Origin of the sequence: Pseudoalteromonas sp. T1lg48 (assembly GCF_002964785.1) — a bacterium.
Lineage (GTDB): Bacteria > Pseudomonadota > Gammaproteobacteria > Enterobacterales > Alteromonadaceae > Pseudoalteromonas.
In genome coordinates this window covers 560,162-577,637 of the sequence record NZ_PQCC01000018.1, presented here as the reverse complement: position 1 = coordinate 577,637, position 17,476 = coordinate 560,162, and the positions used below count along the sequence as shown (strand labels likewise).

The 17,476-nt window shown below is 50.6% G+C and carries 17 protein-coding genes and 2 tRNA genes; 14 read left to right on the top strand and 5 right to left on the bottom strand.

Annotated elements, in window-relative coordinates; translation table 11 throughout:
- The first annotated feature begins 82 nt into the window (after positions 1-82).
- From C2M29_RS11840 to C2M29_RS11805, 8 genes are all read left to right on the top strand, one after another.
- Positions 83-871, top strand: a complete 789-nt coding sequence (locus C2M29_RS11840; RefSeq protein WP_105189966.1) for a hypothetical protein — start codon at positions 83-85, stop codon at positions 869-871.
- Positions 872-971: 100 nt separating this feature from the next.
- Positions 972-1,583: a recombination mediator RecR gene (gene recR, locus C2M29_RS11835; RefSeq protein WP_105189965.1), complete on the top strand. Its 612-nt coding sequence runs from the start codon at positions 972-974 to the stop codon at positions 1,581-1,583.
- A 144-nt stretch (positions 1,584-1,727) separates the two neighbouring features.
- Positions 1,728-3,644: a molecular chaperone HtpG gene (gene htpG, locus C2M29_RS11830; protein ID WP_105189964.1), complete on the top strand. Its 1,917-nt coding sequence runs from the start codon at positions 1,728-1,730 to the stop codon at positions 3,642-3,644.
- A 162-nt stretch (positions 3,645-3,806) separates the two neighbouring features.
- Complete coding sequence (locus C2M29_RS11825) at positions 3,807-4,841, top strand: isoaspartyl peptidase/L-asparaginase family protein (RefSeq protein WP_105189963.1); 1,035 nt, start codon at positions 3,807-3,809, stop codon at positions 4,839-4,841.
- Between the two features lie 76 nt (positions 4,842-4,917).
- Positions 4,918-5,346 (top strand): CBS domain-containing protein, encoded by a 429-nt coding sequence (locus tag C2M29_RS11820; protein WP_105190259.1) that lies wholly within the window; start codon positions 4,918-4,920, stop codon positions 5,344-5,346.
- Between the two features lie 67 nt (positions 5,347-5,413).
- A complete protein-coding gene (gene hrpA / locus C2M29_RS11815; protein WP_105189962.1) occupies positions 5,414-9,316 on the top strand; it encodes an ATP-dependent RNA helicase HrpA in 3,903 nt (1,300 codons plus the stop codon).
- Positions 9,317-9,390: 74 nt separating this feature from the next.
- Positions 9,391-9,762, top strand: coding sequence for a response regulator (locus tag C2M29_RS11810; protein ID WP_233998414.1), 372 nt, complete (start codon positions 9,391-9,393; stop codon positions 9,760-9,762).
- 20 nt (positions 9,763-9,782) lie between these two features.
- Positions 9,783-10,082 (top strand): PilZ domain-containing protein, encoded by a 300-nt coding sequence (locus C2M29_RS11805; protein WP_105189960.1) that lies wholly within the window; start codon positions 9,783-9,785, stop codon positions 10,080-10,082.
- 53 nt (positions 10,083-10,135) lie between these two features.
- Here the strand turns inward: C2M29_RS11805 and C2M29_RS11800 are convergent, their stop codons facing one another.
- Complete coding sequence (locus C2M29_RS11800; RefSeq protein ID WP_105189959.1) at positions 10,136-11,326, bottom strand: class I SAM-dependent methyltransferase; 1,191 nt, start codon at positions 11,324-11,326, stop codon at positions 10,136-10,138.
- 195 nt (positions 11,327-11,521) lie between these two features.
- On the opposite strand from C2M29_RS11800, the gene C2M29_RS11795 reads away from it, so the two are divergent.
- The 3 genes from C2M29_RS11795 to C2M29_RS11785 all read left to right on the top strand — a co-directional run bounded on the left by C2M29_RS11795 (position 11,522) and on the right by C2M29_RS11785 (position 13,331).
- On the top strand, positions 11,522-12,160 hold the full coding sequence (locus C2M29_RS11795) for an HD domain-containing protein (RefSeq protein ID WP_199774884.1): 639 nt from the start codon (positions 11,522-11,524) through the stop codon (positions 12,158-12,160).
- Positions 12,153-12,551 carry a VOC family protein gene (locus C2M29_RS11790; protein ID WP_105189957.1) on the top strand — a complete coding sequence of 133 codons (399 nt, stop codon included), beginning with the start codon at positions 12,153-12,155 and terminating at the stop codon, positions 12,549-12,551. The genes C2M29_RS11795 and C2M29_RS11790 overlap by 8 nt, the downstream gene beginning before the upstream one ends.
- A 69-nt stretch (positions 12,552-12,620) precedes the next feature.
- Positions 12,621-13,331 carry a M48 family metallopeptidase gene (locus C2M29_RS11785; RefSeq protein ID WP_105189956.1) on the top strand — a complete coding sequence of 237 codons (711 nt, stop codon included), beginning with the start codon at positions 12,621-12,623 and terminating at the stop codon, positions 13,329-13,331.
- A gap of 83 nt (positions 13,332-13,414) precedes the next feature.
- On the opposite strand, the gene C2M29_RS11780 is transcribed toward C2M29_RS11785, so the two are convergent.
- Both C2M29_RS11780 and C2M29_RS11775 read right to left on the bottom strand, forming a co-directional pair.
- Positions 13,415-13,499 (bottom strand) — tRNA-Tyr (locus tag C2M29_RS11780).
- A gap of 38 nt (positions 13,500-13,537) precedes the next feature.
- Positions 13,538-13,622, bottom strand: a tRNA-Tyr gene (locus C2M29_RS11775).
- Positions 13,623-13,734: 112 nt separating this feature from the next.
- Here C2M29_RS11775 and C2M29_RS11770 point away from each other — a divergent pair.
- Together C2M29_RS11770 and C2M29_RS11765 are read left to right on the top strand one after the other, a co-directional pair.
- Complete coding sequence (locus C2M29_RS11770; RefSeq protein ID WP_105189955.1) at positions 13,735-14,244, top strand: VC2046/SO_2500 family protein; 510 nt, start codon at positions 13,735-13,737, stop codon at positions 14,242-14,244.
- A 99-nt stretch (positions 14,245-14,343) separates the two neighbouring features.
- Complete coding sequence (locus C2M29_RS11765; RefSeq protein WP_105189954.1) at positions 14,344-14,880, top strand: hypothetical protein; 537 nt, start codon at positions 14,344-14,346, stop codon at positions 14,878-14,880.
- A 46-nt stretch (positions 14,881-14,926) separates the two neighbouring features.
- Here the strand turns inward: C2M29_RS11765 and C2M29_RS11760 are convergent, their stop codons facing one another.
- Both C2M29_RS11760 and C2M29_RS11755 read right to left on the bottom strand, forming a co-directional pair.
- Positions 14,927-15,385, bottom strand: a complete 459-nt coding sequence (locus C2M29_RS11760) for a YchJ family protein (protein ID WP_105189953.1) — start codon at positions 15,383-15,385, stop codon at positions 14,927-14,929.
- Between the two features lie 30 nt (positions 15,386-15,415).
- Positions 15,416-15,862 carry a hypothetical protein gene (locus C2M29_RS11755; protein WP_105190258.1) on the bottom strand — a complete coding sequence of 149 codons (447 nt, stop codon included), beginning with the start codon at positions 15,860-15,862 and terminating at the stop codon, positions 15,416-15,418.
- 231 nt (positions 15,863-16,093) lie between these two features.
- On the opposite strand from C2M29_RS11755, the gene C2M29_RS11750 reads away from it, so the two are divergent.
- Positions 16,094-17,386, top strand: coding sequence for an NCS2 family permease (locus tag C2M29_RS11750; protein WP_105189952.1), 1,293 nt, complete (start codon positions 16,094-16,096; stop codon positions 17,384-17,386).
- The last annotated feature ends 90 nt before the right edge of the window (positions 17,387-17,476 follow it).

The window sequence follows — 17,476 nt, the reverse complement described above, 5'->3', positions numbered from 1 at the left end:
ACCAATACCCACATCTGCCCCGATGTTTTATCATTGGCACATAAGAAACCCGCAAAAATCCCAAGAGAAAGGACGCTCTGTTATGAAGTATAAACTCACCGCGATTACATTGGCCGCTAAACTGCTTGCACTTGGTTCGACTCACGTCCAGGCCGGCGACCGAGGCTTTAATACCCTCCAGGCAATCGAAGAATATAAAGTACCCTCTAAACGAATGATTGAGGACGGTGGCGAATTCTTTTGCCCGGATGCGGATACACAGGGAAGCCTAAGAAAATATGCCAGTTGCGATGAGTATTCAGCCTTGCTCGAGCGCGGTTGCTATGGCAAATCACGAGAGGAGTTTGGCCGGGAACTCGTCTACGGTGCAGCGTGCGCCGAGTTGACCCTGCTTGAACAGGTCAAGGTGGGCAAGGAAAATCATTTTGATATGGACTCAGCCAATTGGTGGCACAATATTCCCGCCAGCATCATTCCATTACCTGGTGGGCTTGAGAGCGACGAAATGAAGCAGCAAGCCCAACATGAGCTTGAAACCCTGGTTAAAGGCAAGACCCTAGGTGAGCTCTCGCTTGTTAATAACGAAAGTCACCCACGCTTATTTGAGGCCGAGCTAGGCTCACACACGCGAGAGTGTGGTGTGGTAAAGGATACGCTTAAATTGTTTGTGCAATTAATCGCCGACTTTAACGGCGATGGCAAGGCCGACATGCTGCTGAGCGGCACTCGGAGTAACCTTTCCGATGATTGCCCTTTAAATGCCTACAAAGAGGGTGGTGGCTCGACCACTTTCTTGTATGAGAAACACAGTACCCAGTCAGATCTTAAAGTTACGCCATATCGAGAGCTAATCGAGTCGGCCTCAAAGTAGGGCTAACAACTCCCTTATACTTTTGCGCTTGGTTTTGATACCTTAACGCCACATAATAGAGCGCTGAATTACACAGTGTCGCAGCTTAATCGGAATTTACATGCAGCTTTCGCCAAAATTAACTCAACTTGTTGATGCTTTGCGTTGTTTACCGGGCATAGGCCCGAAATCGGCTCAGCGGATTGCCTTTCACTTATTGGAGCGTGACCGTGAGGGTGGCAGCCAATTGGGGGCTGCGTTAAGTCAGGCCATGGTGGATATTGGTCATTGCAACAGTTGTCGTACTTTTACCGAGCAAGAGCAGTGCGAGCTGTGCGCTAATATTAAACGCCAGGATTCCGGCTTGCTGTGTGTGGTGGAATCGCCCAGCGACGTATTAGCGGTGGAGCAAACCGGGCATTATCAGGGCCTGTACTTTGTCTTAATGGGTCACTTGTCCCCCCTTGATGGCATTGGCCCAAAAGAAATTGGCCTGGATGTGCTGGAGCAGAAGCTGGCTGCGGGAGACATTAACGAGGTGATCCTGGCAACCAACCCGACGGTAGAGGGTGAAACCACCGCCCATTATATTGCCGAGCTGTGTAAGCAATACCAGGTGGGTGCATCGCGTATCGCTCACGGTGTGCCTGTCGGTGGTGAGCTGGACCTGGTGGATGGCATGACCTTATCCCATGCCTTTAACGGCCGTAAGCAGGTTACCTTTGACGATTGATTTGCTCTAAAATCCAACAAAGAAGCGCCTTTTGGCGCTTTTTTCGTTTTTTCTCTCTTGAATCCCAACCGCATCACCCCATATACAAGAGCATATCTGGTTATCAACCTACTCAGTTGAACCTGTTTGCTAACGGAGAGAGAAATGACAGCAACATCAGAAAAAGAAACGCTCGGCTTTCAGACTGAAGTAAAGCAACTGCTTAACTTAATGATCCACTCTTTGTATTCAAACAAAGAGATTTTCCTGCGTGAGCTGGTATCGAATGCTTCTGATGCCGCAGATAAACTGCGCTTTTTAGCCCTTGAAAATGGCGACCTGTACGAAGGCGATGCCGAACTCAAGGTGCGTATCAGCGCCGATAAGGACAAGGGCACGGTGACCATTGCCGATAATGGTATTGGTATGACCCGTGATGAAGTGATCAGCGCCCTAGGCACCATTGCTAAATCGGGCACCGCAGAATTTTTCAAAAACCTGACCGGCGACCAAGCCAAAGACTCGCAGCTGATCGGTCAATTCGGTGTGGGTTTCTACTCGGCCTTTATCGTGGCCGATAAAGTAACCGTGCGCACGCGCAAAGCCGGTGAAACGCACGCTATCGAGTGGGAATCAAAAGGCGAGGGCGATTACACCCTGGCCGAGATCGACAAAGACAGCCGTGGTACCGAAATCATCCTGCACCTGCGCGACGATGAAAAAGAATTCCTCGATGATTTCCGCCTGCGCGGCATCGTTAATAAATACTCGGATCACATCGCCATTCCGGTCGAGATGTACCGTGAGCCGGTACCGGAATCAGAAGGCCCGGACGGCGAGAAAATCGAAGCACAACCAGGTCACTGGGAAGCCATCAATAAGGCAGAGGCGCTGTGGACTCGTGATAAGTCGGAGATCAGCGATGAAGAATACCAGGAGTTCTACAAGCACGTAGGTCACGACTGGGAAGAGCCGCTGACCTGGGCACATAACAAGGTGGAAGGTAAAACCGAATACACCAGCTTGCTGTACATTCCTAAGCGCGCACCCTTTGACCTGTATAACCGCGAGCGTCAAAGTGGCTTAAAGCTGTACGTACAACGCGTATTTATCATGGATGACGCCGAGCAGTTTATGCCAAGTTACCTGCGTTTTGTAAAAGGTCTGCTGGACTCAAACGACCTGCCGCTAAACGTGTCTCGTGAGATTTTACAAGACAACAAGATCACCCAAACAATTCGTAAGGGCTGTACGTCTCGCGTGTTGAAAATGCTTGAGCGCATGGGTAAGAATAAACCAGAAGAGTATCAAACCTTCTGGGATGAATTCGGCAGCGTGATCAAAGAAGGTCCGGCGGAAGACATGGCGAACAAAGAAGCCATTGCCAAGCTGCTGCGCTTTGCTTCAACGCATACGGACGAAGCGACGCAGAATGTGTCACTCGAGCAGTACATTGAGCGTATGAGCGAAGGCCAGGACAAGATTTACTACGTGGTGGCCGACAGCTTTGAAGCGGCGAAGAACTCGCCACACCTTGAGATCTTCCGTAAGAAGGGCATCGAAGTCTTGCTACTGAGCGACCGTGTCGACGAGTGGATGATGAGCCACCTCACCGAGTTCCAGGACAAGCAGTTCCAGTCGATCACTCGCGGTGATTTAGACTTAGGCGATTTGGACGACGAAGAGAGTAAAAAGGCCCAAGAAGAGTCTGAGAAGGAAGTAGAAGGCTTGCTTGAGCGCATTAAAACGGCGCTGGGCGATAAGGTCAAGGAAGTACGCTTTACCCATCGTCTAACGGACTCACCGGCCTGTGTGGTTGCCGATGAGCACGATATGAGCTCACAGATGATCAAGCTTATGGAGTCCGTTGGTCAAAAGGTGCCGGAAACCAAGCCTGTGTTCGAACTAAACCCTGAGCACCAGCTGGTTAAGCACCTTAACAATGAGCAGGACGAAGACAAGTTCACTCAGTGGTCAGAGGTACTGCTGGACCAGGCCTTGCTTGCCGAGCGCGGCAGCTTAAAAGACCCAGCCGGATTTGTAACCCGCTTGAATAAGCTGATGCTGGATTTAAGCAAGTAACAGGTAAAAAATCCCAACTTTGAGCCCGAGCTAACCACTCGGGCTTTTTTATGCCTGCAACTCGTTGCGGAAAAAAGGAAAAACGCTTTATCGCAAGTGCTTGCGCCCGTTAGGAACATTGCGCATAGTGGAATTCTATTATCCCCATCATTAAGGCAAGGTATGAAATCGTCTTTACTCGGTGCGTTAGCACTTCTTAGCATGTCTTCTTTTTCGTCATTCGCAGAGACTTCTGCAAATCCAATCGCCATCGCCATTCACGGCGGTGCCGGCACCATTGAAAAGGCGCGATTTACGCCGGAGCAAGAAAAGGCGTATCGGGCCAAATTAAATGAAGCGGTGGAAGCAGGCTATGCGGTGTTAGACCAAGGTGGCGCCAGCCTTGATGCCATCAATGCGGCCATTAATGTGCTGGAGAACTCGCCTTACTTTAACGCCGGTAAGGGTGCTGTGTACACCTACGAGGGTGAGCATGAACTCGATGCCTCGATTATGGATGGCCGTACCCGTGAAGCCGGTGCCGTTGCCGGGGTGAAGCATATTGAAAACCCTATCGATTTAGCCCGTCTGGTGATGACCAATTCCGTGCATGTGATGCTCAGCGGCGTTGGGGCTGAAGAATTTGCTCAGCAGCAGGGCATGAAGCTGGTGGAAAACAGTGTGTTTGATACCGAAAATCGTTATAAAGCTTTACTTAAGGCCAAGGAAAAGCTGGATAAGGCCAAGCCGGCCACAAAAGATTACCAGGCCCTGCATCAGGCGCTGCCAACATCATACAAAATGGGCACGGTGGGCGCGGTGGCACTCGATAGCCACGGCAATATCGCCGCTGGCACTTCGACCGGCGGCATGACGGCCAAGCGCTTTGGCCGTATCGGCGATTCCCCGGTAATAGGCGCGGGTACCTTTGCCGATAATGCCTCCTGTGCGGTTTCTGCCACGGGGCATGGTGAATACTTCATTCGTTACCAGGTAGCGAGCGATATTTGCGCCCGGGTGCAATACCAAGGAAAGAGCATTGAGCAGGCGGGTAATGAGGTTATTTTTGGACCCATGTTTGAAGCCGGTGGCACAGGTGGGGTGATCATCGTCGATGCCAAGGGCAACATCAGCATGCCGTTTAATACCAAAGGCATGTATCGTGCCAGTAAGAGCAGCAATACCCCAACCTATGTGGCTATTTTTAAAGACGAATAAATACTCCCCTAGCTACGCAAAAATCCTGGCGCCAACTATATTTAGTATGTTGGCGCTAATAATTTTGGGGGTGCGTATGCAATCTATCAAAGTCGCTGATTACTATAACCACAGACCTGTGACTTTCAAAGCCAATATGTCCATTGAAAGCGCGGTGGAAAAACTACTTCAAAGCTGTCAAACCGGTGGTCCGGTGGTCGATGATCTCGGCACCGTCATAGGGTTTGTCTCCGAGCAAGACTGCTTGCAACAAATGCTTAATTCAACCTATCAAAACGAAGCCCATTGTGTGATTGGGGATGTGATGACCAAGGATCCCTTGTGTGTTTCGCCTGAGCACAGCGTGATGACGCTCGCCGAAAACATGAAGATAGATAAGCCGAAAATGTATCCGGTGTGCGATGAACAAGGCAGGTTGCTGGGCATAATCACTCGGGCACACATTTTGTTGGCGCTGGATAAGCACTTACATGACAATTATGCGCCTGGAAAACGCTTTGTCTAACGATACACTTTAGAGCGATATTTTGCTAAGCTGGCCGACCATTTTATGCCGTTAGTTAGGGGCCTGTGTGTCTGCCAGCAAATCCTTGTATGCCAAGCTCAATGAGTGTTTGAAAAAAGATCAGTTTATACTCAAAAAACGCCTACAAGGGGCGCAAAAAATAGCCGACGCCCAAAAGCAGCAGGGTGTGATCGCCAAAATTGCCGCAGCTGTTGACGCCAGTATTGCCGCTCGCGCCAAACGCCTGGCCGAGCTGCCTAAGCCCAGCTTCCCAGCGGCCTTACCCGTTAGTGAAAAACGCGAAGACATTAAAGCGGCCATTGCTAACCACCAGGTGGTGATTGTCGCCGGTGAAACCGGCTCGGGTAAAACCACTCAGCTACCAAAAATCTGCTTAGAGCTTGGCCGGGGTGTCGAAGGTTTAATCGGTCATACTCAGCCACGCCGTCTCGCGGCACGTAGCGTTGCCGCCCGTATCGCCGAAGAATTAGACAGTGAAATTGGCCAAACCGTCGGCTTTAAAATTCGTTTTAGCGATCAGGTCAGCGAGCGCAGTTATATTAAACTGATGACCGACGGTATCCTGCTGGCTGAGATCCAAAACGACCGCTATCTCAACCAGTACGACACCATCATTATTGATGAGGCGCACGAGCGCAGCCTGAATATCGATTTTATTCTTGGCTATCTGAAAAATCTCCTGCCCAAGCGCCCAGACCTCAAAGTCATTATTACCTCGGCCACCATAGATCCGGAGCGTTTTTCTCGTCACTTTAACGACGCCCCCATTATCGAGGTGTCCGGGCGCACCTATCCGGTTGAAGTGCGCTACAGGCCGATCACAGAGCTAAGCGGCAGTGATGAGGAGCAGGATGAAAACGATCAGTTGCAAGGGATATTCGATGCCGTAGATGAGCTCTACGACGAGGGGCCGGGCGATATCCTCATCTTTATGAATGGTGAGCGGGAAATTCGCGACACCGCCGATGCCCTTAGCAAGCGCAACCTCAAGCATACCGAGATACTGCCTTTGTATGCCCGGTTATCCAATGCCGAGCAAAACCGTATTTTCCACCCCGGTAATAAGCGCCGTATCGTCCTGGCCACCAATGTGGCGGAAACCTCTTTGACGGTGCCGGGCATTCGCTACGTTATCGATCCGGGCACCGCCCGCATCAGCCGTTACAGTTATCGTACCAAGGTACAGCGCCTGCCCATTGAAGCCGTCTCTCAGGCCAGTGCCAATCAGCGTAAGGGTCGTTGTGGACGTGTAGAGGCGGGTATCTGTATTCGCCTTTATTCAGAAGAAGACTTTTTAGGGCGCCCCGAGTTTACCGATCCGGAGATCCTGCGCACGAATTTGGCCTCGGTTATTTTGCAGATGCTTGGCCTTGGGCTTGGCGATATCAGCCGTTTCCCCTTTGTGCAGCCACCGGATAGCCGCAATATTAATGACGGTGTACGTTTACTCGAAGAGTTAGAAGCGGTTAAACCGGCAAAGCAACGTAATCAAATCGAGCTCACCAAAATGGGCCGTGATTTGGCGCGCATTCCGCTTGACCCGCGTCTTGCGAAAATGGTGTTGGCCAGTGTGCCGCTTGGCGCCATGCGTGAGGTGATCATCATCACCGCCGCCTTGGCGATTCAGGATCCGCGCGAGCGCCCACAAGATAAAAAGGGCAAGGCCGACGAGTTACACGGTCGTTTTAACGACGATAACTCCGACTTTATCGCCTTTTTAAATGTGTGGAACTACCTTGAAGAGCAACAACAAGCGCTGACCAATAATCAATTCCGTAAGCTTTGTAAGCAGGAATTCTTTGCCTATATGCGTATTCGTGAATGGCAGGACATCGTTTATCAGGTGTCGACTATCTGCGAGGAAATGGGCTTAAAAGACGCAAGCAATGAGCCCAGTTTTGAGACCCTGCATCAGGCTCTGCTCAGTGGTTTATTGAGTCATGTGGGGCAAAAGGACGAGAAAAATGCCTTCTACCAGGGCGCGCGTAACAGCCAGTTCCATATCTTCCCAGGTTCTAATTTATTTAAAAAACGTCCTAAATGGCTGATGTCGGCGGAGCTGGTAGAAACCTCCAAGCTCTACGCCCGTATCAATGCCAAAATCGATGTCGCATGGCTGGCACCACTGGCGCAGCATTTGGTCAAGCGCAGTTACAGTGAGCCTCATTGGCAGAAAAAAGCCGGGGCGGTCATCGCCTTTGAGCAGCAAACCCTGTATGGCCTCACCATAGTGGCGAAAAAGCGCAGCCAGTATGACAAAATCGACCCGGTAGTCAGCCGTGAAATCTTTATCCGTACCGCCTTGGTGGAGCAGGAGCTAGGCGCCAACGAGTCCTTCTTGCAGGTGAACCGTAAACTCATTGAAGAGGTGCAGGACTTAGAGAACAAGGCGCGTCGTCGCGATATTTTGGTCGACGAGCATACCCTGTACGAGTTCTACGACAAGCATATTCCGGCGGATATGTGTAACCGCGTTAGTTTCTTGCAGTGGTATAAAGAGCAAAAGCGCAAAGATAAACGCTTCTTGCATATGAGCAAAGAGGCGCTGATGCGCCATGGCGCCGATGACATCACGGCCGACAATTACCCGGATGTGTGGATGCAGGGCAACCTGGTGTTGCCGCTCAGCTACAGCTTTGAGCCTGGACAGGATATCGATGGTGTGGCGGTACAAATACCCTTGGCACTGCTGAATCAGGTCCAGAGTGAGGGCTTTGACTGGCATATTCCGGCCTTTAGGCATGAGCTAATTTGCGCCTTAATCAAAACCTTACCCAAGGCCCAGCGTCGAAACTTTGTGCCGGCGCCCAACTATGCCGATGCGGTGCTGAGCTCGGTAGAGCCGCTGCAGGGGAAGCTGGTGGACGCTCTGGCACTGCGCTTGTTCCGTATGACCGGGGCCAAGGTCGAAGCCGAGCAATTCGATCCCCTGGCCGTGGATGAGCATCTGCGCATAGCCTTTGAAGTGCGCGATGACAAAAACAAGCTGGTGGCCCGCGGTTATGATTTGGATTCCCTCAAAGCCAAGTTGGCGGATAAGGTCAGCGATACCCTCTCACAGGTAGCCGATGAAGGGATTGAACGTCAGGGCTTAACCGAGTGGCAATTCGATACGCTGCCCGAATCCTATGTGAAAAAACAGGGCCAATACGAGGTGAAAGCCTTTGTCGCCTTGGTGGATAAAAAAGACAGTACCGCCATCGAGCTGTTTGACTCACCCAGCAAGGCCCAGGCGGCACATCAGCAGGGCTTGCGTCGTCTGGTGTTATTGAATATTCCATCACCAATAAAATATTTGCAGCAAAACCTGCCGAATAAAGCCAAGCTGGGTCTGTACTTTAACCCCTTTGGCAAGGTGCAGTTGTTAATTGATGATTGTATTGCCGCCGCCGTGGATAAGCTCTTGGCGGATTTCGGCGATATTCGTGAAACTGAGCAATTTAATGCCGCCAAGGAACGCATTCGCGGTGAACTCGGCGACACCGTAGTGGCCATTGCCCTGCAGGTGGAGCAGGTACTGAGCCGCGCCCATGCCATTCACAAGCGTATGCGCGGGAAGGTCGATCTCAGTATGATCACCGCTCATGGCGATATCAAAGCGCAGCTTGAAAGCCTGATCTTTAAAGGCTTTGTCAGTCACCACGGCGCGGATAAAATGGCCGACCTAGGCCGCTATCTGCAGGCCATAGAGCGTCGTCTGGAAAAACTGCCGGTGGACCCTAACCGCGATCGTCTCTGTACCCTGGAGCTCGATAAGGTTGCCGAGGCATATAAAAAATGTCTGGCCAAGCACCCTAAGGGAGAACCACAACCCGAGGCATTGAAAGAATTATTTTGGATGCAGCAGGAGCTCCGCGTCTCCTTATTTGCGCAAACCCTGGGGACTCCCTATCCGGTGTCAGCGAAACGGGTCCTTAATGTTATAAATGAATATCTTAGCAAAGCTTAAGCGGGTGTGAGCTTAGCGTCAGCTAGGTTATAATTACCATTATGAGAAGCGCATAGACAAGGAGCGAGATCGCGTTGCGTACACAGAATAAAGCCAGGCTACTGGTCGTTGATGATGAGTATTTTAATTTTACCTTCTACACTCATGTATTAGGTGAACAGTTTGAGTTGAAATACGCAAAGTCAGGTGAGCAATGTTTAAAAGAAGCGCTTATTTTTCGTCCCGACGCGATCATGCTGGATGTGTGCATGCCCGGACTGGACGGATTCGACACCTGTCGCATATTGAAAAACACGCCAGAGACCAAAGACATCCCTATTTTGATGGTGTCTGGACTGGAGTCTGAAGCGGCTAAAAAACACGCCTTTGAGGTTGGTTGTGATGCTTTTTTTGTGAAGCCTCTGGCGATGAACGAGCTAATGGAGAGCTTGCAGACACTGATTTAAAGCAGTTTGAGGAGATCCTTATGCTTTATCATCAAGAGCAACGCAACTTCCGGCGCATCTTGGTTAATGCCCACGCCACCGTTGAGGTTAATCAGGGCCAAGAGGTATTTAGTCGAACGGCCATTTGCCACGATTTGAGCGCTTCCGGCATGCAGTTATTTCTCGACACCGCCGTCGATCCCGGAGCGACCATCAAGGTGCGAATTCAATCCGCTACCGCCAGTGTGGCACCATTAAATGCCTTAACTCGAGTGGTGCGATGTACCCGTGAGGACGATGGCCAATACAGTGTCGGCGTGCAAATGCTGGAAGTGAGCTAGCCGAAAGGGTATAAGTGAGTGCAGGGCTGCACTCACCGAGGGTTTAGTTACTTTTAGTAGACCTTACACACTAGGCCTTTAAGGTAAAAGCCTTCCGGGTAGGGACCTGAGATAGGGTGATCGGCAGCCTGGTTTAGACGCTCGACAATCAACAAATCTCGGTGCGCATCCAATGCGGCATCGGCAACCACTTTTTGGAATAAATTCTGCTCCATCAGGCCCGAACACGAGAAGGTTAACAAGGTGCCGCCGGGCTTCAGTAACTGCATCGCCAGCATATTGATGTCCTTGTAGCCGCGACAGGCGCCAGTTAGCTGAGCCTTGGAGTCGGCGAATTTCGGCGGATCCATGACTATGGTGTCAAAGGTACGCCCTTGCTCGCGATATTCTCGCAGTAGCTTAAACACGTCTTGCTTAACGAAGTGTGCCTTGCTGATATCCAGCTTGTTGTGCTCAACATTGCGCTTGCCAATATCCAGGGCGTTTTGTGACACATCGACATTGGTGACTTCCTTACAGCCGCCGCGCAATGCATACAAGCCAAAGGTGCCGGTGTAGCAGAAGCAATTGAGCACTTCCTTGTCTTTTACATAGCGCTCAAGAGCGGCACGGCTGTCACGTTGATCCAGGTAAAAGCCGGTTTTATGGCCGCCGATAATGTCTACTTCACAGGTTAGGCCATTTTCTTCGATAAGTACCGGGGCGCTGGGCGCATCGCCAACCAATGGGCCCGTAGTCGGTGCCAAGCCTTCTTTTTTGCGTACATCAACGTCGGAGCGCTCATAGATGGCGCAGTCGGGGAAGATGCGCTGCAAGGCGGCGATGAGATCGCCCTTGTGGCGCTCGGCACCGGCACTGAGCAACTGGCACACCAGATAGTTGGCGAACTTATCTATGGTGATACCGGGAAGGCCATCGGATTCGGCGGCGCATAGACGATAGCCGGTTAAACCACCTTCGGCTATGGTATGTTGACGCACATCCAGGGCGCGCAGCAGACGCTTGTGGAAAAACTCCACATCAATTTGCTCGCGCTCGTCAAAGCTCCATACCCGGGCACGGATCTGCGACTCAGGGCTGTATGCTGCGGTGGCAAGGAATTTGCCTTGGCTGTCATAGACAGTAACTGTATCGCCAAGGGCTAAATTGCCTTTCACTTTTTTTACGGCTTTGGAGAAAATCCAAGGGTGTTTGCGTTTCAGTGATTTTTCGCGCCCAGGTTGAAGATAAATTGCGCCGGCCATAGCAGCTCCTGATAGTAAATTGAGGCGCTATTCTAGGCAGTGCCGGGCCGATACTCAAATTAATTTTGCCAATTGCGCGGCAGTCATTTATTGTCAGCTACAAAGACCAATGCGCTTATATCCGTGAAACCCAAAATCTAGCCAAAAATAGAGCGAGAGACAGTGAATAATCAGGCCCCAACATTGCCCAAAGCGATGCAGCAATTAGAACAACAATGCCGAGATTTTATCCTCGATTGCGGAAGTGCCGATTCGGCCCATGATATTACCCATATCGAGCGTGTGGTGCAGGTGGCCAAGAAGCTATGTGTGCAGGAGCAGGCCGAAATGGCGGTGGTATTGCCCGCGGCCTGGCTGCATGATTGTGTGGCGGTGGCGAAAAACCACCCGGATCGCGCCAAGGCCTCCTTGCTTGCCGCCGATAAGGCACTGACATTCTTGCATAGCATAGGCTATGAACAGCAATATCTAGAGCCCATTCATCATGCCATTGTCGCCCACAGTTTTAGCGCCAATGTTACGCCGGTGACCTTGGAGGCACAAATTGTTCAAGATGCCGACCGCATGGATGCCCTGGGCGCGGTGGGGATCAGTCGCTGCATGAAGGTAGGCGGCGCCATTTGTCGCGGCCTGTATCATCCCAGCGACCCGTTTGGCCAGCAGCGCGAGGCCGACGACGGTAAATACACCTTAGATCATTTTTTTGTAAAGTTACTCGGCCTTGCCAAGACCATGAACACCCAAAGCGCTCGCCTTGAAGCCGAGCACCGCACCGCCTATATGCAAGATTTTTTACGCCAGCTTGGCCAAGAGATAGGGATTAACTATGACTAATCCGCCGCCACTGCGGGGGGTACATCATTGCCACCTGCAGGTTAAAGACATGGAGCAGGCGCTGGTGTTTTACCGTGATGTGATGGGCTTTGAGATAGTGCCGGAGCTGGAATTTTGGTATCACCATCAGGACGATGGTCCCTTGATGTTGCAAGATCAAGCCAAAACCATATGCCTGGCGCTGTTTTCAGGTAATCGCAGCAGCAATGGTATCGCCTTTGCCGCCGATGCCAGGGCCTTTGTTGACTGGTATCGTCATCTTGAAGGCCGGGGCATTAAGGTGACCCTGGCGGATCATCAGGTCTCCCATTCCCTTTACTTTCGTGACCCAAGTGCCAATATGCACGAGATCACCTGCTTCGAATATGAGGCCGTGCATAATTGGCTTTAATCTGGCTGTGAAAAAGGCTTTATATCATTAACCCATTCAATGACTCATTACCCAAAGTAAGGCGTTAATTTGTACCAAGGCGTGGCACCCGAGATGCCGATGAATTATCAGATCACCTATAGCGCGAAGCGCTCCACCGTAGCCATTATCGTTAAAGCCCGGCAGCTTCAGGTCAAAGCACCAACGGGCACCTGCGAGCACTTTATTGCCGAGTTTGTCGCCAGTAAGCGAGATTGGATCGTTAAACAACTGCAACGCCAGAGTGCGCTGCACAGCGAAAAAAGCCAGCCCTTAGATGAAGGCGTCTTAACCTTATTTGGGCAAAAACAGCCTTTGCTGCTCAAAAGCGATAACGTCAGTCACGTAAGATGGCTGGACGAGGGCATTGAAATAAGCATAGGCAATCGGGTACAAAATCGGCAGGAAAAAGCCAAAGCGCTTTTATTGACGTTTATGGCAGAGGAGTTAGCGCAATTTATTCATATTCGATTAGGCTACTGGCAGCCACGTATGGGCGTGCAGGCTCAGGACGTTAAGGTTCGTGTGTATAAGCGCCGCTGGGGCAGTTGCGACCGTCGGCAAAGATTGACCTTTAATACTCTGTTAGCGGGCGCACCAAAATGGGTGATCGATTATGTTGTGGTGCATGAGCTGGCACATATTCGTTATATGGATCACGGACCCAGGTTTTGGGAGCTGGTTAATCAGCATTGTGTGCATACCCAAGAGGCAAAAAACTGGTTGCGACAGCGGGGAATTAGTTTGGAGTTGGAGTTTTAGTATCGCTTAGCAATTTTCCTTGAGTTAGCCTCAGGGCCACAGAACATTCGATATTTTTGTTACTGGAAACAGTAAGAAAGAAGTGGTGGAGGGAGCTGGATTCGAACCAGCGAAGGCAGTGCCGTCAGATTTACAGTCTGATCCCTTTGGCCGCTCGGGAACCCCTCCACTAAAAATGGATGCGTGCTTATAAAACTTAATAAAAGTGGTGGAGGGGGCTGGATTCGAACCAGCGAAGGCAATGCCGTCAGATTTACAGTCTGATCCCTTTGGCCGCTCGGGAACCCCTCCTAAGCAACGGCGGCGATAATAGCAAACTGAGCATTCAAGTAAAGAAAAAAACTAAAGAAATACTAAATTTTGCCGATAACAGCATAGATATAAATCAGCTTGTCGAAAGTTTATGCAAATCGAGTCGGTGCTTATCAATGAGGCACAATTAGGAACAGCACTTAATAGCAGTATTACGCAACAGCGTCGTAATGACTTTGCTTTGCTGTTGGCTGCGCTCTCTTATGATGCTCTGGATTTTGCTCAGTTTCAGCTGCCTAAGACTCGCTGTGAAGCCCCTATGGTCGGCGACGAGCAGCTGCGCCGGCAACTCGGTGCGGCCCAGCCCAGGCCATGCGCGCCACCTTCTTATAATATTGCCCTGACTCAAGGGCAACGCCAGACCCTGGCAATGAGCTCCCTAACCAGCCTGCGTATGCAGGATTGTTTGGCGCCCACGCCGTTGGCAATACGAGACGATGCCATGCATCTGCCTTTGCCCGTCCTTACTAACTGCGCACCCAATGTGCAAGCAAAGCATGGCTACCAGGCAACCGCACTCAATGAAGCGCAAATGGATGCAGGGGCTTTTTATGACCAGATCAGCGAGATAAAAGCACAAAATCTTTTTATCAGCGCATAACACTCCAGCGCCCACCATAAATACTGGGCACCGGGCCAAGGGCGTCTATACTCTTTAAGGCAGTATTTAAGGTAGTAAAACTCACCTGAGGATAGTGTTATGAACAAAACAAACGCTCTATTGCTGAGCGCTTCACTGGCCGCGTTGGCCGGCTCAGCCACTGCTAATGAAGATACACAGGCCTTACTAGAGGATGCTCTGAGCGCCGCGCCACCGACGCTAAGAGATAAGGTCACAGTCATGGACTGGCAACAAAATGTGCTGCAGGAAGGCAGTAGTAATTATACTTGTTTCCCCACACCGCCGAGTTTAAGCGGTACCGCCCCCATGTGTATGGATGGGCCTTGGATGGAGTGGGCCGATGCCTGGACCAACAAAAAGCCATTTCAGGCCAAGGCTGTAGGTATTTCCTATATGCTGGCCGGTGATGGTGGTGCCAGTAATACCGACCCTTATGCCGAAGGGGAAACCGAAGACAACCAATGGATTGTAGAGGGTCCGCATTTAATGATTATTATGCCGGACAATGCCTTACTGGATAGCTTGCCCACAGACCCTTATGCAGGTGGCCCCTATGTTATGTGGAAAGGAACCCCTTATGCCCACATCATGGTGCCGGTTGGCCCAAGAGAATAAGTACCCTTATCAACGCCCTGCAACCCCCGCAAGGGCGTTTTCTAATTTAGCTTCCACAGCACTTTTTATATTTTTTATTACTGCCGCAGGGGCAAGGGTCATTACGGCTTAGCTTACGCTCTGACGTGGGCATTAAGGTGCCCGAGTCGTAAAACCACTGACCGTTCTGTTGAATAAAGGTCGAGCGTTCGTGGATGCAGCACAGGGTGTTGGCAAATATATAAAAAGCTTTAAATTCAACTTCGGCGGGCTGAGCGCTTAGGTCGGTGTCGACTATCTCAAGCTCAATAAAGTTAGCCGCAGAGGCAAACTCGGCTACATCTTCGGCCTGATTGTTCTGCAGTGCAGATGCCGAGCAAGTGGCGACCAGATACTCTGTGGCTTGGGTACAAAAAGCGCTGTAGCGCGATTTCATCAGAGTGAGGGGATCGCCAGCCTGGGCCCCTCCGTCGATATACCGACCACAACAATCCGCATATTGTTTTGTCGACCCACAATAACACATACATGTTCTCACACAGGCAAAAACACTATCTTAACAAATTTGCATGGCTTGGGGCAGTGTGGCCTGCTCATCATAGGTATCGGAGGCAAAACAGTATAATTGTGCCTTGGCCTGATGGGTATTAAGTTGCATGCTTTCAAGTTGTGCCGGAGTGACGATATCCGTCCAGGTGACAATGGCGGCAAAGCGGCCATTTTGCAATGCACAATTAAGCATATACTCGCAGTCGACGATGTGTTTACGGCGGATCACCAACAGCTTACTGGTATCGATAGAGCAGGAATCAAGGAGGTCGCGGCTTGGAATATGATCCGGTGCAACCAACAAGGTCCAACCATTACTGCTGTTGTAGCGGTGAATAATTTTTAGTAACTCAAACGACGCCGAGATCTCATCGCCTGTATGCACCAGGTTAATGGCTGCGGGGTTTTCTTGCTGATAGCTTTTTACGCGTCGAACCGTTGCTGTATGTAACATAATTGCCTCGCTGGGGGTAAAGTAAACGATATACAGTGTTTTATACAGTATAAATATACAGTAGTTTATACAGTTATTAGGTGCAAGCTTTTTTTGCCTCTTTTTTAAACGGTAATTTTTAAATGCCTTAAAAAGTTGCATGGGAATGTGATTGAAAACCGGTATTTGTGCGGTCATTTGTCCGTATTTATGCTAGCATTGCCGGCTTGTTTGTTAGCTCGAAAAAGACCAATGCTAGAGAGTGTTTTTAAGATCAAAGCGCATGGAAGCTCTGTGAAACGTGAGGTGGTTGCCGGTATCACTACCTTTATCACCATGGTGTACATTGTTTTTGTTAACCCGGCAATGCTGGCCGAAGCGGGTATGGATCAGGGCGCGGCCTTTGTTGCTACCTGTATAGCTGCGGCCATCGGCTGTTTTATTATGGGTTTTTGGGCCAATTATCCGCTGGCGTTGGCGCCGGGGATGGGACTGAACGCCTTTTTTACCTATGGTGTGGTGTTAGGCATGGGTTATACCTGGCAAGCGGCGCTGGGTGCAGTCTTTATGTCGGGCAGTATCTTTTTATTGCTGAGTCTGTTTAAGGTGCGGGAATGGATAATCAATGCTATTCCTTTGGTTTTAAAACGGGCCATTGCCACGGGCATAGGTGCTTTTTTAGCCTTGATCGCCCTAAAAAATGCCGGCATCGTTGTTGCCAGCCCTGCGACCCCGGTACAGATGGGCGATATCACCAGCAGTGGTCCACTGTTAGCTATTTTGAGCTTTTTTATTATCGCTGCACTGCTGTATCGCGATATTAAAAGCGGTGTTTTGATCAGCATTATGCTGGTTACCTTGGTGGCCTTGGGTCTCGACCTGGTAGAATACCAGGGTGTTGTTTCGGCGCCACCTTCAATTATGCCGACCTTTATGCAGCTGGATTTTGCTGGTGCCTTGGAGCTGTCTATGCTCAGCGTGGTATTCGCATTTCTATTCGTTGATTTATTTGATACCTCGGGCACCTTGGTTGCGGTAACGCAAAAGGCGGGTCTCGCGGATGAAGAAGGGCGCATGCCGCGTCTTGGTCGGGCGTTAAGCGCCGACAGTAGCGCTACCATTGCCGGCTCCATGCTCGGCACATCAACTACCACTTCTTATATTGAGTCGGTAGCCGGTGTGTCTGTGGGTGGACGTACGGGTTTAACCGCCGTTGTAGTAGGCGCCTGTTTCTTATTGATGATGTTCTTCGCGCCTTTGGCCGCCATGGTACCGGCCTATGCCACCGCCGGGGCCATTTTGTACGTATCCATTTTGATGCTGCAAAACCTCAAGCTGGTTGATTGGGACGATATGACCGACGCCATCCCTGTGGCCGTGGTGTTGCTGATGACGCCGCTGACCTTTTCGATTGCCCACGGTATTGCCCTTGGTTTTATCGCCTACACCGCGGTCAAGGTGGTATGTAATAAGGCCAATGAAGTGAGTATCAGCGTCTGGATACTCAGTATCCTGTTTGTGCTCAAGTTTATCTTCCTATCCTAATTAAGAAAGCCGCTGTATAGCGGCTTTTTTAAATCAGATGCTGTACCTTGGATATTTACGTTGCGCTCGCTTAATCCCTGCCTGGTACTC

Excerpts from the sequence above, each read along its gene's own strand:
- C2M29_RS11840 (WP_105189966.1), top strand. The coding sequence starts at position 83 with ATGAAGTATAAACTCACCGCGATTACATTGGCCGCTAAACTGCTTGCA.
- C2M29_RS11800 (WP_105189959.1), bottom strand. The coding sequence starts at position 11,326 with ATGGCCGGCGCAATTTATCTTCAACCTGGGCGCGAAAAATCACTGAAA.
- C2M29_RS11805 (WP_105189960.1), top strand. The coding sequence starts at position 9,783 with ATGCTTTATCATCAAGAGCAACGCAACTTCCGGCGCATCTTGGTTAAT.
- recR (WP_105189965.1), top strand. The coding sequence starts at position 972 with ATGCAGCTTTCGCCAAAATTAACTCAACTTGTTGATGCTTTGCGTTGT.
- C2M29_RS11750 (WP_105189952.1), top strand. The coding sequence starts at position 16,094 with ATGCTAGAGAGTGTTTTTAAGATCAAAGCGCATGGAAGCTCTGTGAAA.
- C2M29_RS11795 (WP_199774884.1), top strand. The coding sequence starts at position 11,522 with ATGCAGCAATTAGAACAACAATGCCGAGATTTTATCCTCGATTGCGGA.
- C2M29_RS11755 (WP_105190258.1), bottom strand. The coding sequence starts at position 15,862 with ATGTTACATACAGCAACGGTTCGACGCGTAAAAAGCTATCAGCAAGAA.
- htpG (WP_105189964.1), top strand. The coding sequence starts at position 1,728 with ATGACAGCAACATCAGAAAAAGAAACGCTCGGCTTTCAGACTGAAGTA.
- C2M29_RS11790 (WP_105189957.1), top strand. The coding sequence starts at position 12,153 with ATGACTAATCCGCCGCCACTGCGGGGGGTACATCATTGCCACCTGCAG.
- C2M29_RS11770 (WP_105189955.1), top strand. The coding sequence starts at position 13,735 with ATGCAAATCGAGTCGGTGCTTATCAATGAGGCACAATTAGGAACAGCA.
- C2M29_RS11765 (WP_105189954.1), top strand. The coding sequence starts at position 14,344 with ATGAACAAAACAAACGCTCTATTGCTGAGCGCTTCACTGGCCGCGTTG.
- C2M29_RS11825 (WP_105189963.1), top strand. The coding sequence starts at position 3,807 with ATGAAATCGTCTTTACTCGGTGCGTTAGCACTTCTTAGCATGTCTTCT.
- C2M29_RS11760 (WP_105189953.1), bottom strand. The coding sequence starts at position 15,385 with ATGTGTTATTGTGGGTCGACAAAACAATATGCGGATTGTTGTGGTCGG.
- C2M29_RS11820 (WP_105190259.1), top strand. The coding sequence starts at position 4,918 with ATGCAATCTATCAAAGTCGCTGATTACTATAACCACAGACCTGTGACT.